The organism is Mucilaginibacter sp. OK098 (assembly GCF_900142915.1).
Taxonomy (GTDB): Bacteria; Bacteroidota; Bacteroidia; order Sphingobacteriales; family Sphingobacteriaceae; genus Mucilaginibacter.
Genome location: NZ_FRCM01000006.1, coordinates 95236 through 113055, shown reverse-complemented (window position 1 = coordinate 113055; position 17820 = coordinate 95236). Strand labels below are relative to the sequence as shown.

Below are 17820 nucleotides of genomic sequence, written 5' to 3'. Positions count from 1 at the left end.
CCTATCTATGCTCCAGAAACAGTTTGATGTGCAACTAACCTCTGATCTCCAGTCTCTAATCACTGTTAACAGGCACATCCTTCTTAATAATTACATTCCCGGTACGCTTTAATGCGCCCCAGCCGCTAAGCTCGCCTTTTAAGGCTTTACGTATTGATTTGAATAATATATAATACATCAGCTGGCGCCATATAAAGCGTTGCGGTATAATGTATATGAGTTTTTTGTAGTCTTCCTTTTCCATCCGGAATGCAATAATAGCTACTATCAGATCTACCACTACAAATGCTGCGTAAAATATCAGGATCTTACCGGGTTTGTCGCTCATTAAGCCAAATATCATTGTCAGGTCGGCAATGGGGGAGAATAAAGGCAAAACGATTTGGAAGACAAGGATGTTCGGCATACCAACCATGCCAAAAAATTTATATTTTTTATTAAAAAGTGCATCCTTGTTTTTCCAAAAGCTTTGTATTACGCCAAAACTCCAGCGAAAACGTTGCTTTAATAAACCATTAAGCGTTTCAGGAGCTTCAGTATAAGCAATCGCTTCGGCACAGTTTTTAACTATATAGCCTTGCTTTAATATGCGCATGGTAAGGTCGCAATCCTCGGCCAGGGTATCATAAGTAAAGCCGCCGGCTTTATCTATAGCCGACTTGCGGAATGCTCCTATAGCGCCCGGAACAACCGTGATGCTATTGATCAGGTCAAAAGCGCGACGATCCATATTTTGGGCAGTAATATATTCGATAGACTGCCAGCGGGTAATCAGGTTATTTTCATTGCCTACTTTAACCGTACCTGCAACCGCACCAATTTCATCATCAGTAAAATAGGTCATTAAATGATATATGGCATCGTCTTTTAACTGCGTATCTGCATCAATACAAACTACAAATTCATATTGGGCATGGCTAATGCCAAAGTTTAATGCCGATGCCTTGCCTCCGTTTGGTTTTGTTAATACTTTAACCAAAGGATGCTTTCCATAAGCATCGTTAACAAGCTCAAAGGTTTTATCCTTTGATCCGTCATCAACAAAAATTATCTCAAATATATTATACTCCGTTTTAAGTAAGCTTTGAATGGTTTTTATAGCGGTAACCTCCTCATTATAGCCCGGCACAATTATACTTACGGGTGGCAGCGAGGATAGATCGACAACGGTACGGTTTATTTTTTTGTCATCGCTATATTGCCTTACTGCGAGTACTCCAATAAGTATCACGCGGCCAACGGCAAGAAAAATAGCGGACAGAAAAAGGTAAAGTAAAAACCAGTTACCGTAAAAATAAAACTGGATCAGCAGGTTATATAACGAACCCAACACACCTGAATTAGCATCGTCTTTAATTGGCGGCATCAGATCATCCTTGGTTTTGCCTAAAACAGCGGCTATAGTGGTGAATTTATAACCGTGGCTTTTGAAAAAATGTATAATTTCAGGTAATGCCTTTATAGTTTCTTCACGGGTGTCGCCCCCGGCATCATGCAGCAATAGCATGGACCCCGCATCTTTTTGCCTGATGGTGCGGGCAATAATACTGTCAGCAGTTACGCCTGGCTGCCAATCCCATGGGTCAATTGATTCACCGATGTTAATATAGCTTTGTTTACGGCTTTCCTCTACCGGGATAACCTCGGCAAGGGTTTGCGGCTCGGCATCGGCATTAAATGGCGGCCGGAACAATATGGTGCTTCTGCCGGTTACCGATTCAATTAGCTTCCGGGTGGCATTTAGCTCAAGATTTACCCTTTGTATGCTAACAGTAGAAATATCAGGGTGGAAAAAAGTATGATTCCCAATTTCATACCCCTCTTCATACTCCCTGCGGAGGATGGAGATATTTTTTTCGGCCATTGAGCCTACTACAAAAAATGCGGCGGGTACATGCTCACGTTTTAAAATATCTAAAATGCGGGGTGTATAATCAGGGTCGGGGCCATCGTCAAACGTTAAAACTATTTTACCAGGTGCATAGCCATATTTCTTTATTACATATTTGGTTGGTAACCTGAGATAGTTTTGGCTGATTATAACAAAATTAGTTGTATCCATCCTCACATCAATCAGCCCTGTAGTTGGAGTGGTTATCAGGTCAAGTACTTCCCCGTCACCATCATAGTTGATCTTATTGTTTGAGCCTACGGTGGTTAATCGTTTTACATCGATCCCTGTTTTTCTTAATGAATCAATCGATAGATTCTTCTGAAAAAATGTCCATAAACGGGGATCTTCCGATCCTAAACGCCACAAAGCAACACCACCAGTAGCCCAGTCATCAGCTTGGCGGATAATGTTAAAATTAGTAACGGCATCTGTAAAATATACGGTATGTTCTAAACTGTCATCATCAAAATAGGTATAATGAAGATTTGCCGACATCGGGTCGAAGGTAATCTTGCTCTTATTTTCCTGTGCAACACTTATGGCCTGCGGATAACCTATCGCTTTGCCAATGCTGCCTTCGGGCCAGTCATATGCACCGCCTGCAACAGTTAATATTACTTTTTCACTTGGAATGCGGGTACAAACATCATCTAGTATTTTTTCAACCCAGTGTTGGTTTGAAAGATCGCCGGCATTGCTGTTTTCGTTATGCTGATCAATAGCCATAACAAACAAAAAGTCGTTTACATGCTGCAGGCGCTCAAGGTTAAATTGCTCATCGTCCGGAATTACGTTTTGGGTTACCAAAAGGCCGGCAGGGTGCAATATGGCGTACAGGTCATTTTCAAAGGCAATATAATTTTTGCTGTTGCGGTCTTTAATTTCGTCAAAATCAAGGTTAACGCCTTGGAAATTAAATCTTTTTAGCTGACGAACAATGCTTTGTATAAACTCAACACGAAGCTTTTTAACTTTAATAATGCGCTCAACATCTTTACTATCATATCCGCCATTAGCATTGTTAATATTAACGTAGTTTGATAACGTCATCAACACAGGCTTTTTATATTTTTTATTCAGATTGATGAGCCCTGTATCAACATTGGCAACAATGGTATCGCTTTTGGGCTTTATAAAAAAGCCCTCGCTTACAATCATGTCCAGTTTGGCAATATGCTCAGCAAGCGAATAATAGGCCTGTGCTTCCCATGGCCTGTAAAAGGCAGCATTTATCCGGTCTTTGTTATTGGGGCGCTTTAGCTGGTGTAAATGACGCGCTATTGCCAGTTTTTGAATCTGGCGTTTATCAATTTTAAAATCTTTATATTTTTTGGATTTTTTTAATTGATCAAGCTCTTCTTTAGTAAGTTTTTTTGGGGCAGGATTTAAGTTTGGTAGACTTGGGTATTGTTTTGAAGTTACCGTAATTGCGGCAGCAACAACACTGGCAACCAGTACAATAATAATGACGCGGCTAAGCCACTTAAAACGGATCCATCTACCCGGGGTATCAGTTTGAAAAACCTGTTTATTGGACATTAAATTCTATTAAATAAAATACTATCTTGCTTTTATAAGGATATAAATGGTTTATTTTATTTGCTTGATTTACCGGCTTCAATAGCCGAAAAATCCACGCCGCATTTACAGTTACTTCCGCAGCTTTTTTTCGTAAACAAGTTTTTATAAACAAGTCTGCAAACATAAAAAACTGCTGCTGCAAATAGTATAGCTATTATAATTACCTGGATATTCATGTCACAAATTTAATACAATTTATATATATACGTTAGAGACAACCGAAATAGTATTTGGTTTAACGTTAGAGATTAGAGACCGGAGATTAGAGATTAGGAAAATGACTAAGCGGGCAATGCTTACGCTTTACCACATTCAACTAATCTCCAGTCTCTAATCTCTAATTAACTAACTCCCATAAACGCAACTGTACCACCTACCCAGTCAAAATCCTGGTTATAGCGTACACCTATCATTTTACCTCTGCTTAAACGGGCAAGGTTTATGGCTAAAGTAGGCTTTTTATCGCCATTTGGCCAAAGGTATAATAACCTTATTTCAACCTTAACACCACCATCGGGTGCTTGTACTACCGGCTCATAATTTACCTTTTGCTGCAGGATCCAGTTTTCCGGATCCTTTATATTTTGAATGTCATTTTTTACAACGTCTATTATTACCCCTTGCCCTGCAAATGAAAACAGCGGTTTAAGCACATAGTTTTCCAAATCGGCGGGGATTTCTTTCAGATCGTGTAAAAATTGAGTTTTAGGGATGTAATCGCCCTTTAAAAATGGCATGGTAAACTTGCTGACGCGATAAAACCAGTTTGGGTGCGTTATCCATTCCACATCCAGCGGCTGCCTTATATCTACAACCTTTTCAAACGCCTTTGGGTCTCCCTCTATCTCATCAAATATCAACCGGTTATAGATCCGCCTGATCCGTTTTTTTTCGTCGTTAACCCGGTAAAAAAGCTGATCGCCTTCCTGCTCTAAGTCACTTAATGAAACAACAGGAGTACCAATAAATTTTTCCGTTAAATAAAAATCGACCGCTGTTTTTTGTTCGGGTGCATTAACATCCATTAATACAACTTCACCTGGCTCAAAATCGCCAACAATAGTTTTTTTTAACAGGTTGATGTAGGACGATTTATCAAGCCCGCTAAAATATACAGTTTGATCATTTGGGATCTCAAAATTATCCCTGTAGGTATCAGCCAGGTTTACCTGGAAACCATATAGTGAAGGGAAACCCTGTAACTCTATCAATTTGGGTACAATGCTGCCGTTTTCATCCTTACAAACTCCAAAATCAAGCGCAATAAAATGCGGGTGGCTATTTTCATTAGCCACCCGCCATTTTTCTGGAATGGCGCGTTCTGTTATTTCTTTGAAATCAGGCTGAAGGATAGTATCAACAATATTATCCCCTGCCAAGATCAGTTTATCCCGAAAATCATCCGTTAAAAAAATAGGTGTTTCAGCAACGCGAAAAGCAATGGGTTCGCGCAGACCTGCATTCAGATCGCTTAGAAAGTTTTTATATTTTTCTTTGGTGAAATTGGTGTTGTAGTTTTTTCTGGCAGATGGGTTCATAGGAATATACTAAATTAACTCTCTTGTCATTGCGAGGAACGAAGCAATCGCGAACTTTTCACGTCGCCCTGTATAGCATGCGATTGCTTCGTTCCTCGCAATGACAAGCTATAAGGCTTCCTGCAAACTCAAAACAGCCTGATCCAAAAAGTTAGGGATCATCGTATTTTGGGTGTGTGTTATTTTATCTGGATCCTCAATCCTGTCAAGCATTTCATTGTATTTATCAAGGCCGTGCTCAGCTACTACCTCTTTCTTTTTTTCTTCCTTTAGCAAAAGTGATTTTACACCTTTGGCATCAGCTTCTGGATGAAACTGGGTCGAAAAAAAGTAATCGCTAAAACGGATAGCCATCATAGCCCGGGGCAGATCAACATGCGGCCTCTCTTTTTCAATGGCCAGCAATTGCATGCCCAGCTCAGTAAAGCGCTTCTCGTCGGGGTTTATCACCTGCCAAAGCCTGGAATCAACCGAGTAAAAAGGATCAGCCAAACCATCAAATATAGGCTCATTTATTGCAGCATGTGTTTTATGAACGGGCAGCACCCCAAAAGAGGCTGAGCGCCGCATGTTTATATCGCCAAGCTGGTACTTGCGGCACATTAACTGGAACGAGTGACAAACAAAAAAGCCATATTTTTTTTGTGAGGTGTTTGAAAGATTATGATCTTCCAGCTTGTCTATCAGCTGAAAATATTTCTTTTCCCATTCAGTACCTTCACTATCTATCGGGCTACCGGGGCCGCCGCTTGAAATATAAATATCAAAATCAGTTCCGGGCACTTCAACTTTTTTACGGATATCAAATACCTCGTAACTTAAATTAAGCCCGGTTTTTATCTTGTATCTATCTAAGATCTCGCGGAAACCGCGCATTCCTTCGTTGGCTATCCCATCATAGAGGTCAAGAATGGCAACTTTAATTTCCGGTTTTTCTGTTTGTATCATCTCTCTTACTAAATTCCTTTTAACGTTTGTGACGTAATATAGTCAACCACATCTGCAAAGTTATTATTTTGCGCGTAAACTGCTAACTGCCTGTCGGCTCCGGTGCCATGCTCCAGTATTTTATGTACATATTGCAGGTCCTCGCGGCAGCCAAGGTCATCAACCACATCGTCAATAAAATCCAGCAGCTCCAGTATTAACCCCCGGGTATTTACTTCCATCTCTTTACCAAAATCTATCATTTTACCATCAATGCCATACCGGGCTGCGCGCCATTTGTTTTCGTTGATGAGCGCGCGATTGTAATTAATAAATGACATGTTTTGCAGGCGCAGCTTATACAATTTAGCACATAATGCCTGGAAGAGTGCTACAAAGGTCATGGTTTCATCAATCAGCATAGGGCAATCGCAAATGCGGAACTCAATGGTTTCAAAAAACGGGTGAACGCGGATATCCCACCAGATCTTTTTGGCATTATCAATACAATTGGTTTTTACAAGCAGCTTTATATAATTATCATACTCCTCAATGCTACTGAAATAATCAGGAATGCCAGTGCGCGGAAATTTATCAAACACCTTGGTGCGGAATGATTTATAACCGGTATTGCGCCCTTCCCAAAATGGCGAGTTGGTTGATAATGCATAAACGTGAGGTAAAAAATACCTCACCTGGTTAGCAATATGAATGGCCATATCGCGGGATTGGATGCCCACATGCACATGCAGTCCAAAAATAAGGTTTGAGCGGGCTGCTTCCTGTAGTTCATCCACAATCTCAAAATATCTTGGGTGGTCTGTTATCAACTGGTGCTGCCAGTGCGAAAACGGGTGCGTGCCCGCAGCACCTATGCGTAAGCCAATATCGCCGGCTAATTGGGCAACAGTTCCTCGCAGCTTGCCCACTTCCTTGCGGGCTTCATCCGTATTGTGGCAAATGTGAGTGCCCACCTCAACTACTGCCTGGTGCATTTCGGCCTTTACCTGGTCCTCATGGATCTTTTGGGCGCTGTCAACAATTTTTTGCTCATGCGATTTTAGCTCCCTGCTCACAGGGTCAATCACCATAAATTCTTCTTCAACACCTAAGGTAAACTCGTTCATTTTATTTAGCCTTTTATAATTGGTTGGTTCATCATTTTTGTCATTCTGAATGCAGTGAAGAATCTTATACATTTGATCTGCCTGCGCCATACTTTTACAGCGTTCGTGCTTTGCTTAGAAGATTCCTCGCTCTCGTTCAGAATGACAAAGGGTTATTTTTTCACGGCCTTTTTAGGCTTTGCAACTTTTTTATCCGCAGCAATATCATGGTCAATAATACCTGCGCTTACTTCTTTTTTCTCCGCCTTTTTCTCTACTTTTTTCTCTGATGATAAAAGGTGATGACCTGCGGCGCCTGTTTTTACATATTCACCCCAGGTAAGGTTATCACTATCGTCTTTTTGCTTTTTGGCGCGTTCAATGGCATAATCTGCCGCGGTTTCAACCACCCATTCAAAATTTTCCTGACCAACGCTGGTTACTTCAGCATCAGGAGCGGGGTTGCAAAAGTCAATGGCATAAGGTACACCATCTCTTATTGCAAATTCAACCGTATTAAAATCATAGCCCAAATACTTGTTGAGCTTAATTACATAATTCTTTACAGTTTCCAATAGTTTTTTAGCTGCCGGGGCCTTGCCATGCTCATAGCGGAGGTGGTGCGGATTACGCGGTTCATATTGCATAATGCGCACATGCTTGCCGCCAATGCAGTAACAGCGGAAATAATCTTCAAAAATAATTTCCTCCTGCAGCATCATCACATATTGTTTGGTTTTATTGTATTTATCCCAAAGCTCGTCAAGGTTATTTATCTGGTAAACCTCTTTCCAGCCGCCGCCGTCAAAAGGCTTCATATAGGCCGGAAAGCCCACATATTTAAAAATTCCTTCCCAATCCAAAGGATAGGCCAGGTTCCGGAATGACAGATCGGTAGTATCATCCGGTAGGTCTTTCGATGGCAGGATCACCGTTTTTGGTACCGGCACTCCAATTTTAACCGCCAGTGCATTGTTAAAGAATTTTTCATCAGCGCTCCACCAAAACGGGTTGTTAATTACCGCAGTGCCGCAAATGGCTGCATTTTTAAGCATAGCCCTGTAAAAAGGCACATCCTGCGATATCCGGTCAACAATTACTGCATAATCCAATGGTTCGGCTTGCATCACCTTATCAATGCGAACGAACTCAGCGCTTATATTTTTATCAGCCTTTTGATTGATGCGGTCAACAAATGCCTGCGGGAATGATTTTTCCTGTCCGAATAAGATTCCTATTTTTTTCATGGTAGTTATGTATTTTTCTGGTTCTTAATTCTAGCTTCTTTTATTCCTATACTGTCGCTGCCTAATCTCTAATCTCCAGCCTCTAATCTCTATCACCTATCTTATTGTTGATAAATAATGCGGAAACATCTCCTTCCATATCGGCCAGTCATGGCTGGCAAATGGGCGTACATCCAACCAATGGTTAATATGCTTTTGGTTCATAATGTTTGACATCCGTTTGTTATCTTCCAGGCAAATATCATGCTCCGCAGTACCGAGAATAATATTCATATGCCACAGATCATGCTGGGTACTGCCCGGCAAAAAATCAACCGGGTTATTATAAAACACATCATCATTATAAAAGCCATCGGTAAATTGCTTCATATCAAAGGCCCCGCTCATGCTAAACAGGTTGCCCACTTTGTCTGGGTGCTTTAATGCAAAGTTTGCCGCGTGATACCCGCCAAAACTGCAGCCGGCAGTAGCTACTTTACTAACCCCGGTTTCGTACATAGCCCAGGGCGCCAGTTCATCAGTAAGCATTTTATCATACCAGGAATAACGGTGTGCCCGCTCTGCCGGGCTAATACTCTTATTGTACCAGGTTAACCAGTCGAAGCTATCCGGGCAGTAAATTTTTACGAGGCCTTCTTCAACAAACCATCGCACACTTTCAATAAGCCCTTCATCTTTATTTTGGTAGTACTTCCCCTGCGAAGTAGGGAAAAGTATAACCGGGTAGCCGCGGTCGCCAAAAACCAGCATCTCTACATCAAGTCCAAGATTTTGTGAATACCAGCGGTGATATTTTTCTGTCAAAGTATTTGGGTTTATTTATGATTGTAAGATAACTTGTTTGTTTGAAAAATTCAAGGTTTTAATTTGAAGATTTGAAAATCAGGCAATTCAGGGGTAAAAGGATGGGCTTTTATCATTTCCAGATCATCAAATCGCCAAATTTTCCGATTGTAAAATGATAACCGTAAATTTGCGGCCTTAATTAAATTAAAATAGAGATGTACGTGAGCTGGCAGGAGATGGAGATAACTATCACTGAAAATAATATAACAATAAAGTCTGATGTGCTTAAGCGCGATGTGGAATGCACATTGCTAATGCCTGAAGACAATGAAATAACAGAACCCCTGAATTTATTATTACTGAATGACGGGCAGGAAGCCGAAAACCTTAAGTTAAAAGAAACCTTACAGGATTTAACCAGTATTAACAGGATAAAACCTGTATTGGTTGTCGCTATACATGCCGGCGATGAACGCCTGCTGGAATACGGAACTGCCGGCAACCCTGATTTTAAAAAGAGGGGATCGAAGGCTGCATTATATACAGCATTTATTAAAACCGAGCTGTTGCCTGCAATTACCAAATTGACAGGCATTGAGAAATTCAATTCAACAGCCTATGCCGGATTTTCCTTAGGTGGATTATCTGCATTGGATATAACCTGGAATAACCCGGACCTTTTTGATAAGGTTGGTGTATTCTCGGGTTCTTTCTGGTGGCGCAGCAAGGATCTTGCTAAAGGATATACTGAAGGTGACCGGATTATGCACAACATAATAAAAGACACCGCTGTTAAACCCAATATCAAAATCTGGCTGCAGACCGGCACGAAAGATGAAACCAGCGACCGCAACAAAAACGGGATCATTGATTCTATTGATGATACTGTGGATCTGATAAAAGAACTGGAAAATAAAGGCTTTACCCGCCCTGCGGATGTTCAGTATATTGAAATGGTAGGCGGCACCCACAACACTGAAACCTGGGCCAAAGCCATGCCTAAGTTTTTGATTTGGGCATTTGGGAGATAAAACTTTGACTTATTAGAGAGAACTATTTTAAATAATTGTGATTATATTTGTGTGGATAAGGGTGGCGAGGCAATTAGAAAGTTCAAGATGAAAGACCAAAAGAAAAATACAGAGCTGCACATTGAAAATACGTTTGGGATGACATTGGTCATAAATGAGGACCTTAACAAATATACTGGCCCTGAATATAGACCTGAAAAAATGGATAAGATCGAAAAGAAATTCAGCAAACAATCTGAATTGAATTTTAAATCTTTTAAAAAAGAATCGGCACACTGATTATTTCTCCTGGATTAGAAAACCTGAATAATTTTTTGAACTATCGAATGGTTCAAATTTGCTCTCTTCCGATTCCGAAGAGAAATCACCGTAAATATTAAAAAGTTCTATTAACTCTTCATACCCATAAGTTATTGCTCTTTGGTATAACAAGGTTCTCCTTTTATCACTTCCTGTAACGTATACGCTGATTCCACGATGTTGCTGAATAAAAATGCCAATTATCAAGGCTACGGTTGTCAAGATTTTATTACGGTCTCCATTATTTGTAATAGTATCATAGTCTATTTTCCCATTAGGAAGTAAAGTACCTAACGATAAATTGAATGTGTTTTCTACTCTTAGAAAATCAGTAAAAGTTACAACTTTGATTAACCGACCATGTATACCTTGACTGACAAATGTAAAAAATCTAAAATTTGGAGCAATTTCTATATTATCATATCTGTCGTTATTCATCACTGTAAATCTATATAAAGAACAACTGAATTTAAAGTTCAATGAACTTTTTATAGGCCAAATTGACACCAAAAAATGGGTGTTTGATTATAATTACTATAAGTTTATATTTCACATATTTTCAGCATTTTTACCCTATGTACCACCCCGAAGAAAACCCCTGGCAAATAACATCTGACCAAGCTGTTTATGATAACCCGTGGATCAATGTAACCGAATACCAGGTTATCAACCCGTCTGGCAACCCCGGGATTTACGGCAAAGTCCATTTTAAAAATATAGCCATTGGTGTATTGCCTTTGGACGAGGAGCTGAACACTTACCTGGTTGGCCAATTCCGCTTTGCATTGGGACAATACAGCTGGGAAATGCCCGAAGGAGGTGGCCCCGTTGGTACTGACCCCCTCGAATCTGCAAAACGCGAACTGCTTGAAGAAACCGGCCTTAAAGCCTCAAAGTGGACAGAGATCCAGCGCCTGCATCTTTCCAATTCTGTAAGCGATGAACTCAGCATTCTTTACCTGGCCCGTAACCTGCAACAATTTGAAGCCGAACCTGAAGATACCGAACAGTTAATAATTCATAAGCTACCCTTTGCAGAAGTTTATCAAATGGTTTGCGATGGTGTCATTACAGATGCAATGACCGTAGCGGCAGTATTAAGAGTGCAATTATTGATATTAGAGGAGAAGTTAAGTGAGTGATTAAGTTTGTATAAGCATATGCAGCTTCTTACGGTTTTCCGGACTTTCCCGACTTTCGGACTATTTTTAACTCATTCAACTTAATCTAACTCAATCAACCATTCAACTGAAATAATTAACTTTGAAAACTTTATGAGAAAGCTTTTCGGATATATTTTATCGCCGCTTACTATTGTTGCGTTTTTCCTGGCGCTACTTATTTTTCACCCGTTACAATGGATTGCTTATAAACTTTTTGGTTATGCAGCACATAAAAAGGTAGTTGATTTTTTGAACTTATGCCTTCTGCGGACTTTTTACCTGACTGGTAACCGGGTAATATTTATCAATAAACAAAACCTGCCGATTGGCCGCCCCATAATTTTTATGGCAAATCACCAAAGCCTGGCAGATATTCCGCCGCTTATTTATTACCTGCGTAAGTATCACGCTAAATTCATCTCAAAAATTGAGCTCACCAAAGGCATTCCATCTATCTCATACAACTTAAAATATGGCGGGGGCGCCAATATCGACCGTAATGATTCACGGCAATCCGTTACCGAATTAGTTAAACTGGCTACCCGGATGAAAGAAAATAAGTGGTCAACTGTTATTTTTCCGGAGGGCACACGTTCAAAAAATGGAATAGTAAAACCATTCCAGGTTGGTGGTATTGCAACCATACTGAAAAAATGCCCGGAAGCATTATTGGTACCCATAGCTATCAATAACTCATGGAAGCTAACTCAAAATGGATTTTACCCGCTCAATACATTCACAAAAGCAACCTGGGAGGTACTTGAACCCATTGAGCCAAACGGAAGACCGGCAGAGGAATTGGTTAAAGAAGCAGAGATAAGGATAAAGGAAGCGCTAAACCAGGTAGCCCCTAGCCCCCTAAAGGGGGAATTATAACGGGTTTAATAATCTTTAATGTTATAGGCACTCCCCCTTTAAGGGGCCGGGGGGCCTGGCCTAAATATTCTTCCCGTCAACTATCTTAAAAAACTCTTCCCTGTAAGTATCGCCTACCGGTATCACCTTATCGCCAATAAAAATGCGGCTGCGTTCAATACTATCAATCTTATTGATAGATACGATGTATGATTTGTGTACGCGGATAAAATGCTTTTCGGGCAGCGCGTCTTCCATCTTCTTCATATTTTGAAGGGTGATGATCCGCTCGGCTGGAGTGAATATCGAAATATAATCTTTCAGGCCTTCAATAAAAAGGATATTATTCAGGTATACTTTCTGGATTTTATGCTCTGTTTTTACAAAAATAAAATCGCTTAACAGGTCCTGCTGTTTTTGTTGTGGAGCAGGTTCGGATTGAACAGGGGCCGCAGCGGGTTGTAAAACAGCCTGCGCTTTTTGAACCGATTTAAAAAAGCGATCAAACGCTATTGGCTTAAGCAAATAGTCAATTACATCAAGCTCATAACCTTCAAGGGCATACTGCGGGTAGGCTGTAGTTAAAATAACTTTTGCCTTGCCGTTTGCTATGCGTAAAAACTGGATCCCGGTAAGCTCAGGCATTTGTACATCCAAAAAAACAAGGTCTACAAGTTTTTCCTGTACCAGTGTAAGTGCTTCAATAGGGTTTGTTGTGGCCTTAACCAATTGCAAAAACGGGATCTTTGAAATATAGTCTTCCAGTATATGCAGTGCCAAAGGCTCGTCATCAACAATAAGGCATCTGATCATTTTATAAAACTAAAGATAATTCAACTGTGTAGGTATCTGTTTCATCGTTTATATCCAAATTATATTTATTTGGATATAGCAAATTTAGCCTGCGTTTAACATTATTCAAACCAATTCCGCCTGAGGCATCGCGGTTATTATTGTGTTTTTTATTTTGTATGTAAAAATGCAAATGCTCCTCATCAACGTCAATTAATAGCCGGATAGGGGTAAGCGGATTATTTGCAACACCGTGTTTAAAAGCATTTTCAATAAATGCTATAAGCAATAACGGTACTATTTGCTGGTTTTGTATTTTCCCTTCAACCTTATAATCAATATAGGCTTTATTGCTGAACCTTATTTTTTGAAGGTCGATATAATTTTGAAGGTATTGAAGCTCTTTGGCCAAATCAACCTTATTATCATTACATTCATAAAGCATGTAACGCATAATTTCGGATAGCTTCAATATAGCCTCTGGCGTAGTTGCCGACCGCTGATAAGCTAGCGAATAAATACTGTTCAATGAATTGAACAGAAAATGCGGATTGATCTGCGATTTCAGAAAAGCCAGTTCGGCGCTTAAACGCTGGTTTTCCAAATCCCGCTGAATGCGCTCGTTTAAAAACCAATCAATAGCAAATTTTAATGCGGTGCTTAAAAATAAAAAGAACAGGCTGGTAAACGCTGTGCCTATAAAATATGTGCCAAAACCAACTACGTGGCCATTACCATGAACCAGTACATATTGTTTAAAAATAAGCCCGATGCCATATTTACCAAGTCCGAATAAGACAACAATTATAGCAATGATTATTACGTAAACAGTATATCGCTTTTTATGAAAAAAACGGGGTAGCAAAATCAGGTAATTGATATAAAACAGGGTGATATTTATAAAAGGGAATAAGACAAATACTACAAGAATCTCATTAACATCTATTTTCTTTTCATCAAGTTGAGAGATGAAAATTAAAAATGAGATCATTACGACCCAAAAAAATACATGCCAGAATATTTGCCAACGGCTTTTCATCACACCTAAATTAATATTTACAGGGGGCTAAAGTATTAATATTATATATAGTATCGGCTTTTGTCGATAAACTGGCTGAATTCTCCGACGAACAGGCTGAATTGCTTATATAGTTGTTCATCTATGAATCCTGTGTGTTGGTCTAAATGTTTTTAGCAGGTCATTTTTTTGATATTTCTTTGTATCATCAAAAGCAATCACAATGAAAACGCTTATTAAAAACTCAAATCCTTTTATCTTATTACTGGTTCCGGTATTGTTTGCCCTTGTAATGGGTGTTAGTTACCAGTTTCAACATAAAAGAGAAGCTATAGTTGGTACTACAGCCCATGCTACCTCTCTTTTTTATAAAAGTGTTAGTTTAGTAAAAACTGTATGCGCTGTAGCTAAAGAAAAAGTATGGTAATTAGTACCAATAACCTAACCTTTACGTTTGGCAATCAAACAGTTGTCAAATCATTATCGCTACAAGTTCCGGAAGGAAGTATATATGGTTTCCTTGGCCCAAACGGGGCCGGAAAAACCACTACAATAAAATTGCTGCTTAACCTGCTGAAAACGCAGGAAGGCAGCATTAATATTTTTGACCTCGAGCTGCAAAGCAACCGCATAAAAATTCTGTCGCAAATAGGTTCGCTTATTGAGCAGCCTGCTATATATCTTCATCTTACCGGGAAAGAAAACCTGCTTAACCGGGCATTATTATTACAGATTCCAGAAAAAAGGGTTGATGAGATGCTTACCCTGGTGCATTTACAGGATGCCGCACATAAAAAAGCAGGCCAATATTCATTGGGTATGAAACAACGCCTGGGAATTGCCCTGGCACTACTGTCAGACCCGAAGCTGCTTATACTTGATGAGCCCACTAACGGGCTTGACCCTAACGGAATAATAGAGATCCGTGAGCTTTTAATGAAGCTTACTGGAGAGTATAAAAAAACCGTTTTTATATCGAGCCATTTACTGGCCGAAATTCAAAAGATGGCTACTCATGTCGGAATCATTAATTTTGGCGAACTCATGTTCCAGGGAAGTATCCAGGAGTTGGAAGCGTTAAATAAGCCTTCCATACAAATTGAAGCCGACCGCACCGTTGAAGCTGCTAATTTTTTAAAGAAGAACAACTTCGCAGTTTCTGAAGTTAATGACCATCATTTGTTTGTTCCCTTTACTTCGAAAGAAAACATGGGTGAAATAAACGCACTGCTGAACCAAAACGGCTACACCATATACAGCATAAACAAACAACAGCAGGACCTGGAGAAATTATTTTTAGCCATCACTCAAAACGCCTAAGCCAATATGAAAGGATTTATACTATCGTTCCGGTCTGAATTTTATAAAACGCGTAAAACCATGGGTTTTTGGAGCGCTGTTTTACTGCCACTGCTGCTTTGCCTGATGCTTTTTATAGGTTTTTTTGTAAAAGCCGACCGTATGATCAACACACCTGCAATGATACTATGGTTTCAATTGGCAGGTGCTATATTGGGCATTATGGGCTTGTTGCTGTTGCCTATGCTGATAATTTTTATTGCTTATTCAGTTAATAATGTTGAGCACAAGGCCGATACCTGGAAAACCTTGTTTAGCCTGCCTATTCCAAAACTATCAGTTTATGCTGCCAAATACTTTTACGCATTCTTTCTTATATTCTTTTGCCTGGCTTTATTTGTTGTGTTTACCCTTGGTTTTGGTAATTTATTAGGGTTGGTTAAACCGCAATTAAAGTTTGGTGAATACAATGTAGCCGGCATTTTAACACAACTTTATTTAAAATTTTTCCTGGCCTCATTAGGCATTCTTTCCATCCAGTTTTTACTGAGCCTTTTATTCAGCGACTTTTTAAAGCCCATGGGTATTGGTTTTGTGTGCACTATAACAGGCAGTATTTTAGCTTCAAACAATTGGGAATATGCTTATCTTTTTCCCTACTCGCACCCCATGATGGCCATGCGTGCTTTATCCCAGGGGCAGCCCAAAGGTGGTGATCACCCATCACCCATAAACCCGAACCTTACCATTGACTTGTTTACAAAAGATACCGGGATAAGCCTCATTATAGCAGTGGTGGTTTTTATTGCCGGATACTTTATTGTGATGAAAAAGAGTGTGAAATGATTGTAGAGACGCAATACTTTGCGTCTTTGAAGATTTTTAGGCTTGTATAAACTTAGACGCAAAGTATTGCGTCTCTACCTGATGGGCTTCGGATACACCGGCAAGCTCTCATGCCCCTTTTCATCAACAGATTGTACGGCAAAAAAGTAATTATCTTTTGAGTAGCTGAGCGTTAAACCGGCACCTTCCACATAAAATTTCTTTTCCCAGTAGGGGCTTGTAGTTTCGCGCATTAGCACATAATAGCCTGCCGGCTTTTTGCCTGCTTTTGGCGTTTCCCATTTTAAGGTTGTTTTATTAGTTAAACCGCTGGTAACTATACCAACATTTTCTGGTTCGGCAGGGGCAAAGGCCAGATTTGCCAAAACGGAAAGATTCATTCGGGCTACCTTTTGTACATAGTTAAAATCAACAAAATCGGGCAGATCGCCATATTCAACATCCTTTTCGGTGCGGATATCCTGGTGCTGGCGGTTGAAATCCTCATTCATTTCGGTAAAACGCACCGCAGTAAACCCTTGCTGTAAAAAAGGTACATGGTCGCCGCCTCTAAGGAAACGGTCTCTGCGATAAATCAGTTTTACATCAAGCTGATCAACGTAGCGCTCAGCAGTTTCCTTAATATACCGGGCTAGCTCGCGCGATGGACTGTCATTCTCACCACCTAATGATATTAAACTCCGGATCTCTTTTTCATTGCCTGCCGCAGTTGACGGGACCCCCTCACTAAATACCCGTACACTGCGGTTATCTTTTAGATCGGTTTCCATGCCGTGGGTATTGCCAACAATATCGTTATTCAGCATGGCATCAACGTTCCATTTTTCAGATTTTGCACGTTTGGCAACATTTGTTGAACCATATAGTCCCTGCTCTTCGCCCACCACACACATAAATATAATGGTTGACGGAAACGACCATTTGCTCATTACCCGCGCCAGCTCCATTGATACCGCCGATCCCGAAGCATCATCATTAGCGCCCGGTTCAATAACATTGGCATTCATCACATCATTTACCCGTGAGTCATAATGCCCGGATACAATATAAACCCTGGTATCATTTGGGTCGGTTCCTTTTAAAGTAGCCAGTATGTTTTTAAGATGCACGGGTTTATCAATCCGTTCGCCTTTGGGTTGGGTGAATGTATCAAACTGAACGGTCATCCTGCCCTGCGATTCTGCCGCATACTTCTCCATTTCGGCCTTTATCCAGTTACGTGCTGCACCACTTCCCTCGGTTTTGCTGGTGGTATCACTCAGGGTGTGGCGGCTTTTAAAGCTCACCAGCTTACGGATGTTTGCTTCAATGTTTTTTGATGATACTTCATCAACCATTTGGTTAATTGCCGCATCCTGTTTAATGGTGGTTTGCGCCGATACCTGTAAAATAAAAAGCACGGGAATAATAAGTAAAAGTTTTTTCATGATTGATTTT

General features: G+C 40.2%; 18 protein-coding genes. 7 read left to right on the top strand and 11 right to left on the bottom strand.

The window, feature by feature from the left end:
* Positions 1 to 55: 55 nt before the first annotated feature.
* The 7 genes from BUE31_RS20240 to BUE31_RS20210 all read right to left on the bottom strand — a co-directional run bounded on the left by BUE31_RS20240 (position 56) and on the right by BUE31_RS20210 (position 9097).
* Complete coding sequence (locus BUE31_RS20240; protein ID WP_073405661.1) at positions 56 to 3433, bottom strand: glycosyltransferase; 3378 nt, start codon at positions 3431 to 3433, stop codon at positions 56 to 58.
* A gap of 56 nt (positions 3434 to 3489) precedes the next feature.
* Positions 3490 to 3651: a FeoB-associated Cys-rich membrane protein gene (locus BUE31_RS20235; RefSeq protein WP_073405660.1), complete on the bottom strand. Its 162-nt coding sequence runs from the start codon at positions 3649 to 3651 to the stop codon at positions 3490 to 3492.
* A 165-nt stretch (positions 3652 to 3816) separates the two neighbouring features.
* Positions 3817 to 5013, bottom strand: a complete 1197-nt coding sequence (locus BUE31_RS20230) for a hypothetical protein (RefSeq protein WP_073405659.1) — start codon at positions 5011 to 5013, stop codon at positions 3817 to 3819.
* 108 nt (positions 5014 to 5121) lie between these two features.
* Positions 5122 to 5961: a type 1 glutamine amidotransferase gene (locus BUE31_RS20225; RefSeq protein WP_073405658.1), complete on the bottom strand. Its 840-nt coding sequence runs from the start codon at positions 5959 to 5961 to the stop codon at positions 5122 to 5124.
* Between the two features lie 8 nt (positions 5962 to 5969).
* Positions 5970 to 7157 (bottom strand): carboxylate-amine ligase, encoded by a 1188-nt coding sequence (locus BUE31_RS20220; RefSeq protein WP_234997878.1) that lies wholly within the window; start codon positions 7155 to 7157, stop codon positions 5970 to 5972.
* 62 nt (positions 7158 to 7219) lie between these two features.
* On the bottom strand, positions 7220 to 8293 hold the full coding sequence (locus tag BUE31_RS20215) for an ATP-grasp domain-containing protein (protein WP_073405657.1): 1074 nt from the start codon (positions 8291 to 8293) through the stop codon (positions 7220 to 7222).
* 96 nt (positions 8294 to 8389) lie between these two features.
* Positions 8390 to 9097: an esterase family protein gene (locus tag BUE31_RS20210; protein WP_073405656.1), complete on the bottom strand. Its 708-nt coding sequence runs from the start codon at positions 9095 to 9097 to the stop codon at positions 8390 to 8392.
* A 197-nt stretch (positions 9098 to 9294) separates the two neighbouring features.
* On the opposite strand from BUE31_RS20210, the gene BUE31_RS20205 reads away from it, so the two are divergent.
* On the top strand, positions 9295 to 10110 hold the full coding sequence (locus BUE31_RS20205) for an alpha/beta hydrolase (RefSeq protein WP_073405655.1): 816 nt from the start codon (positions 9295 to 9297) through the stop codon (positions 10108 to 10110).
* An 87-nt stretch (positions 10111 to 10197) separates the two neighbouring features.
* Complete coding sequence (locus tag BUE31_RS20200; protein ID WP_143167197.1) at positions 10198 to 10389, top strand: hypothetical protein; 192 nt, start codon at positions 10198 to 10200, stop codon at positions 10387 to 10389.
* Here the strand turns inward: BUE31_RS20200 and BUE31_RS20195 are convergent, their stop codons facing one another.
* A complete protein-coding gene (locus tag BUE31_RS20195; protein WP_073405653.1) occupies positions 10390 to 10848 on the bottom strand; it encodes a DUF6934 family protein in 459 nt (152 codons plus the stop codon).
* Between the two features lie 137 nt (positions 10849 to 10985).
* Here BUE31_RS20195 and BUE31_RS20190 point away from each other — a divergent pair, with 137 nt between their 5' ends.
* The gene (locus BUE31_RS20190) at positions 10986 to 11552 is read left to right on the top strand and encodes an NUDIX domain-containing protein (RefSeq protein ID WP_073405652.1); all 567 of its coding nucleotides are present in this window, start codon (positions 10986 to 10988) and stop codon (positions 11550 to 11552) included.
* Positions 11553 to 11684: 132 nt separating this feature from the next.
* Positions 11685 to 12449, top strand: coding sequence for a lysophospholipid acyltransferase family protein (locus BUE31_RS20185; protein ID WP_073405651.1), 765 nt, complete (start codon positions 11685 to 11687; stop codon positions 12447 to 12449).
* A 60-nt stretch (positions 12450 to 12509) separates the two neighbouring features.
* Here BUE31_RS20185 and BUE31_RS20180 read toward each other — a convergent pair whose 3' ends face one another.
* Positions 12510 to 13241: a LytR/AlgR family response regulator transcription factor gene (locus tag BUE31_RS20180; RefSeq protein WP_073405650.1), complete on the bottom strand. Its 732-nt coding sequence runs from the start codon at positions 13239 to 13241 to the stop codon at positions 12510 to 12512.
* A gap of 1 nt (position 13242) precedes the next feature.
* Positions 13243 to 14211 (bottom strand): sensor histidine kinase, encoded by a 969-nt coding sequence (locus BUE31_RS20175; RefSeq protein ID WP_234997877.1) that lies wholly within the window; start codon positions 14209 to 14211, stop codon positions 13243 to 13245.
* Positions 14212 to 14461: 250 nt separating this feature from the next.
* Between BUE31_RS20175 and BUE31_RS20170 the strand changes: the two genes are divergently transcribed.
* The 3 genes from BUE31_RS20170 to BUE31_RS20160 are packed head-to-tail and all read left to right on the top strand — an operon-like array spanning position 14462 to position 16383.
* On the top strand, positions 14462 to 14665 hold the full coding sequence (locus BUE31_RS20170; RefSeq protein WP_073405648.1) for a hypothetical protein: 204 nt from the start codon (positions 14462 to 14464) through the stop codon (positions 14663 to 14665).
* Positions 14659 to 15558 (top strand): ABC transporter ATP-binding protein, encoded by a 900-nt coding sequence (locus tag BUE31_RS20165; protein ID WP_073405647.1) that lies wholly within the window; start codon positions 14659 to 14661, stop codon positions 15556 to 15558. The genes BUE31_RS20170 and BUE31_RS20165 overlap by 7 nt, the downstream gene beginning before the upstream one ends.
* Before the next feature lie 6 nt (positions 15559 to 15564).
* Positions 15565 to 16383 (top strand): ABC transporter permease, encoded by an 819-nt coding sequence (locus BUE31_RS20160; RefSeq protein ID WP_073405646.1) that lies wholly within the window; start codon positions 15565 to 15567, stop codon positions 16381 to 16383.
* Positions 16384 to 16457: 74 nt separating this feature from the next.
* On the opposite strand, the gene BUE31_RS20155 is transcribed toward BUE31_RS20160, so the two are convergent.
* Positions 16458 to 17810, bottom strand: a complete 1353-nt coding sequence (locus BUE31_RS20155; RefSeq protein ID WP_073405645.1) for a M28 family peptidase — start codon at positions 17808 to 17810, stop codon at positions 16458 to 16460.
* Positions 17811 to 17820 lie beyond the last annotated feature (10 nt).

What these genes read in the sequence shown, in the direction of transcription:
- BUE31_RS20200 (WP_143167197.1), top strand. Translation starts at nt 10,198, where the DNA reads ATGAAAGACCAAAAGAAAAATACAGAGCTGCACATTGAAAATACGTTT.
- BUE31_RS20190 (WP_073405652.1), top strand. Translation starts at nt 10,986, where the DNA reads ATGTACCACCCCGAAGAAAACCCCTGGCAAATAACATCTGACCAAGCT.
- BUE31_RS20185 (WP_073405651.1), top strand. Translation starts at nt 11,685, where the DNA reads ATGAGAAAGCTTTTCGGATATATTTTATCGCCGCTTACTATTGTTGCG.
- BUE31_RS20215 (WP_073405657.1), bottom strand. Translation starts at nt 8,293, where the DNA reads ATGAAAAAAATAGGAATCTTATTCGGACAGGAAAAATCATTCCCGCAG.
- BUE31_RS20240 (WP_073405661.1), bottom strand. Translation starts at nt 3,433, where the DNA reads ATGTCCAATAAACAGGTTTTTCAAACTGATACCCCGGGTAGATGGATC.
- BUE31_RS20220 (WP_234997878.1), bottom strand. Translation starts at nt 7,157, where the DNA reads ATGGCGCAGGCAGATCAAATGTATAAGATTCTTCACTGCATTCAGAAT.
- BUE31_RS20235 (WP_073405660.1), bottom strand. Translation starts at nt 3,651, where the DNA reads ATGAATATCCAGGTAATTATAATAGCTATACTATTTGCAGCAGCAGTT.
- BUE31_RS20155 (WP_073405645.1), bottom strand. Translation starts at nt 17,810, where the DNA reads ATGAAAAAACTTTTACTTATTATTCCCGTGCTTTTTATTTTACAGGTA.
- BUE31_RS20160 (WP_073405646.1), top strand. Translation starts at nt 15,565, where the DNA reads ATGAAAGGATTTATACTATCGTTCCGGTCTGAATTTTATAAAACGCGT.
- BUE31_RS20165 (WP_073405647.1), top strand. Translation starts at nt 14,659, where the DNA reads ATGGTAATTAGTACCAATAACCTAACCTTTACGTTTGGCAATCAAACA.
- BUE31_RS20170 (WP_073405648.1), top strand. Translation starts at nt 14,462, where the DNA reads ATGAAAACGCTTATTAAAAACTCAAATCCTTTTATCTTATTACTGGTT.
- BUE31_RS20230 (WP_073405659.1), bottom strand. Translation starts at nt 5,013, where the DNA reads ATGAACCCATCTGCCAGAAAAAACTACAACACCAATTTCACCAAAGAA.
- BUE31_RS20195 (WP_073405653.1), bottom strand. Translation starts at nt 10,848, where the DNA reads ATGAATAACGACAGATATGATAATATAGAAATTGCTCCAAATTTTAGA.
- BUE31_RS20175 (WP_234997877.1), bottom strand. Translation starts at nt 14,211, where the DNA reads ATGATCTCATTTTTAATTTTCATCTCTCAACTTGATGAAAAGAAAATA.
- BUE31_RS20225 (WP_073405658.1), bottom strand. Translation starts at nt 5,961, where the DNA reads ATGATACAAACAGAAAAACCGGAAATTAAAGTTGCCATTCTTGACCTC.
- BUE31_RS20205 (WP_073405655.1), top strand. Translation starts at nt 9,295, where the DNA reads ATGTACGTGAGCTGGCAGGAGATGGAGATAACTATCACTGAAAATAAT.
- BUE31_RS20180 (WP_073405650.1), bottom strand. Translation starts at nt 13,241, where the DNA reads ATGATCAGATGCCTTATTGTTGATGACGAGCCTTTGGCACTGCATATA.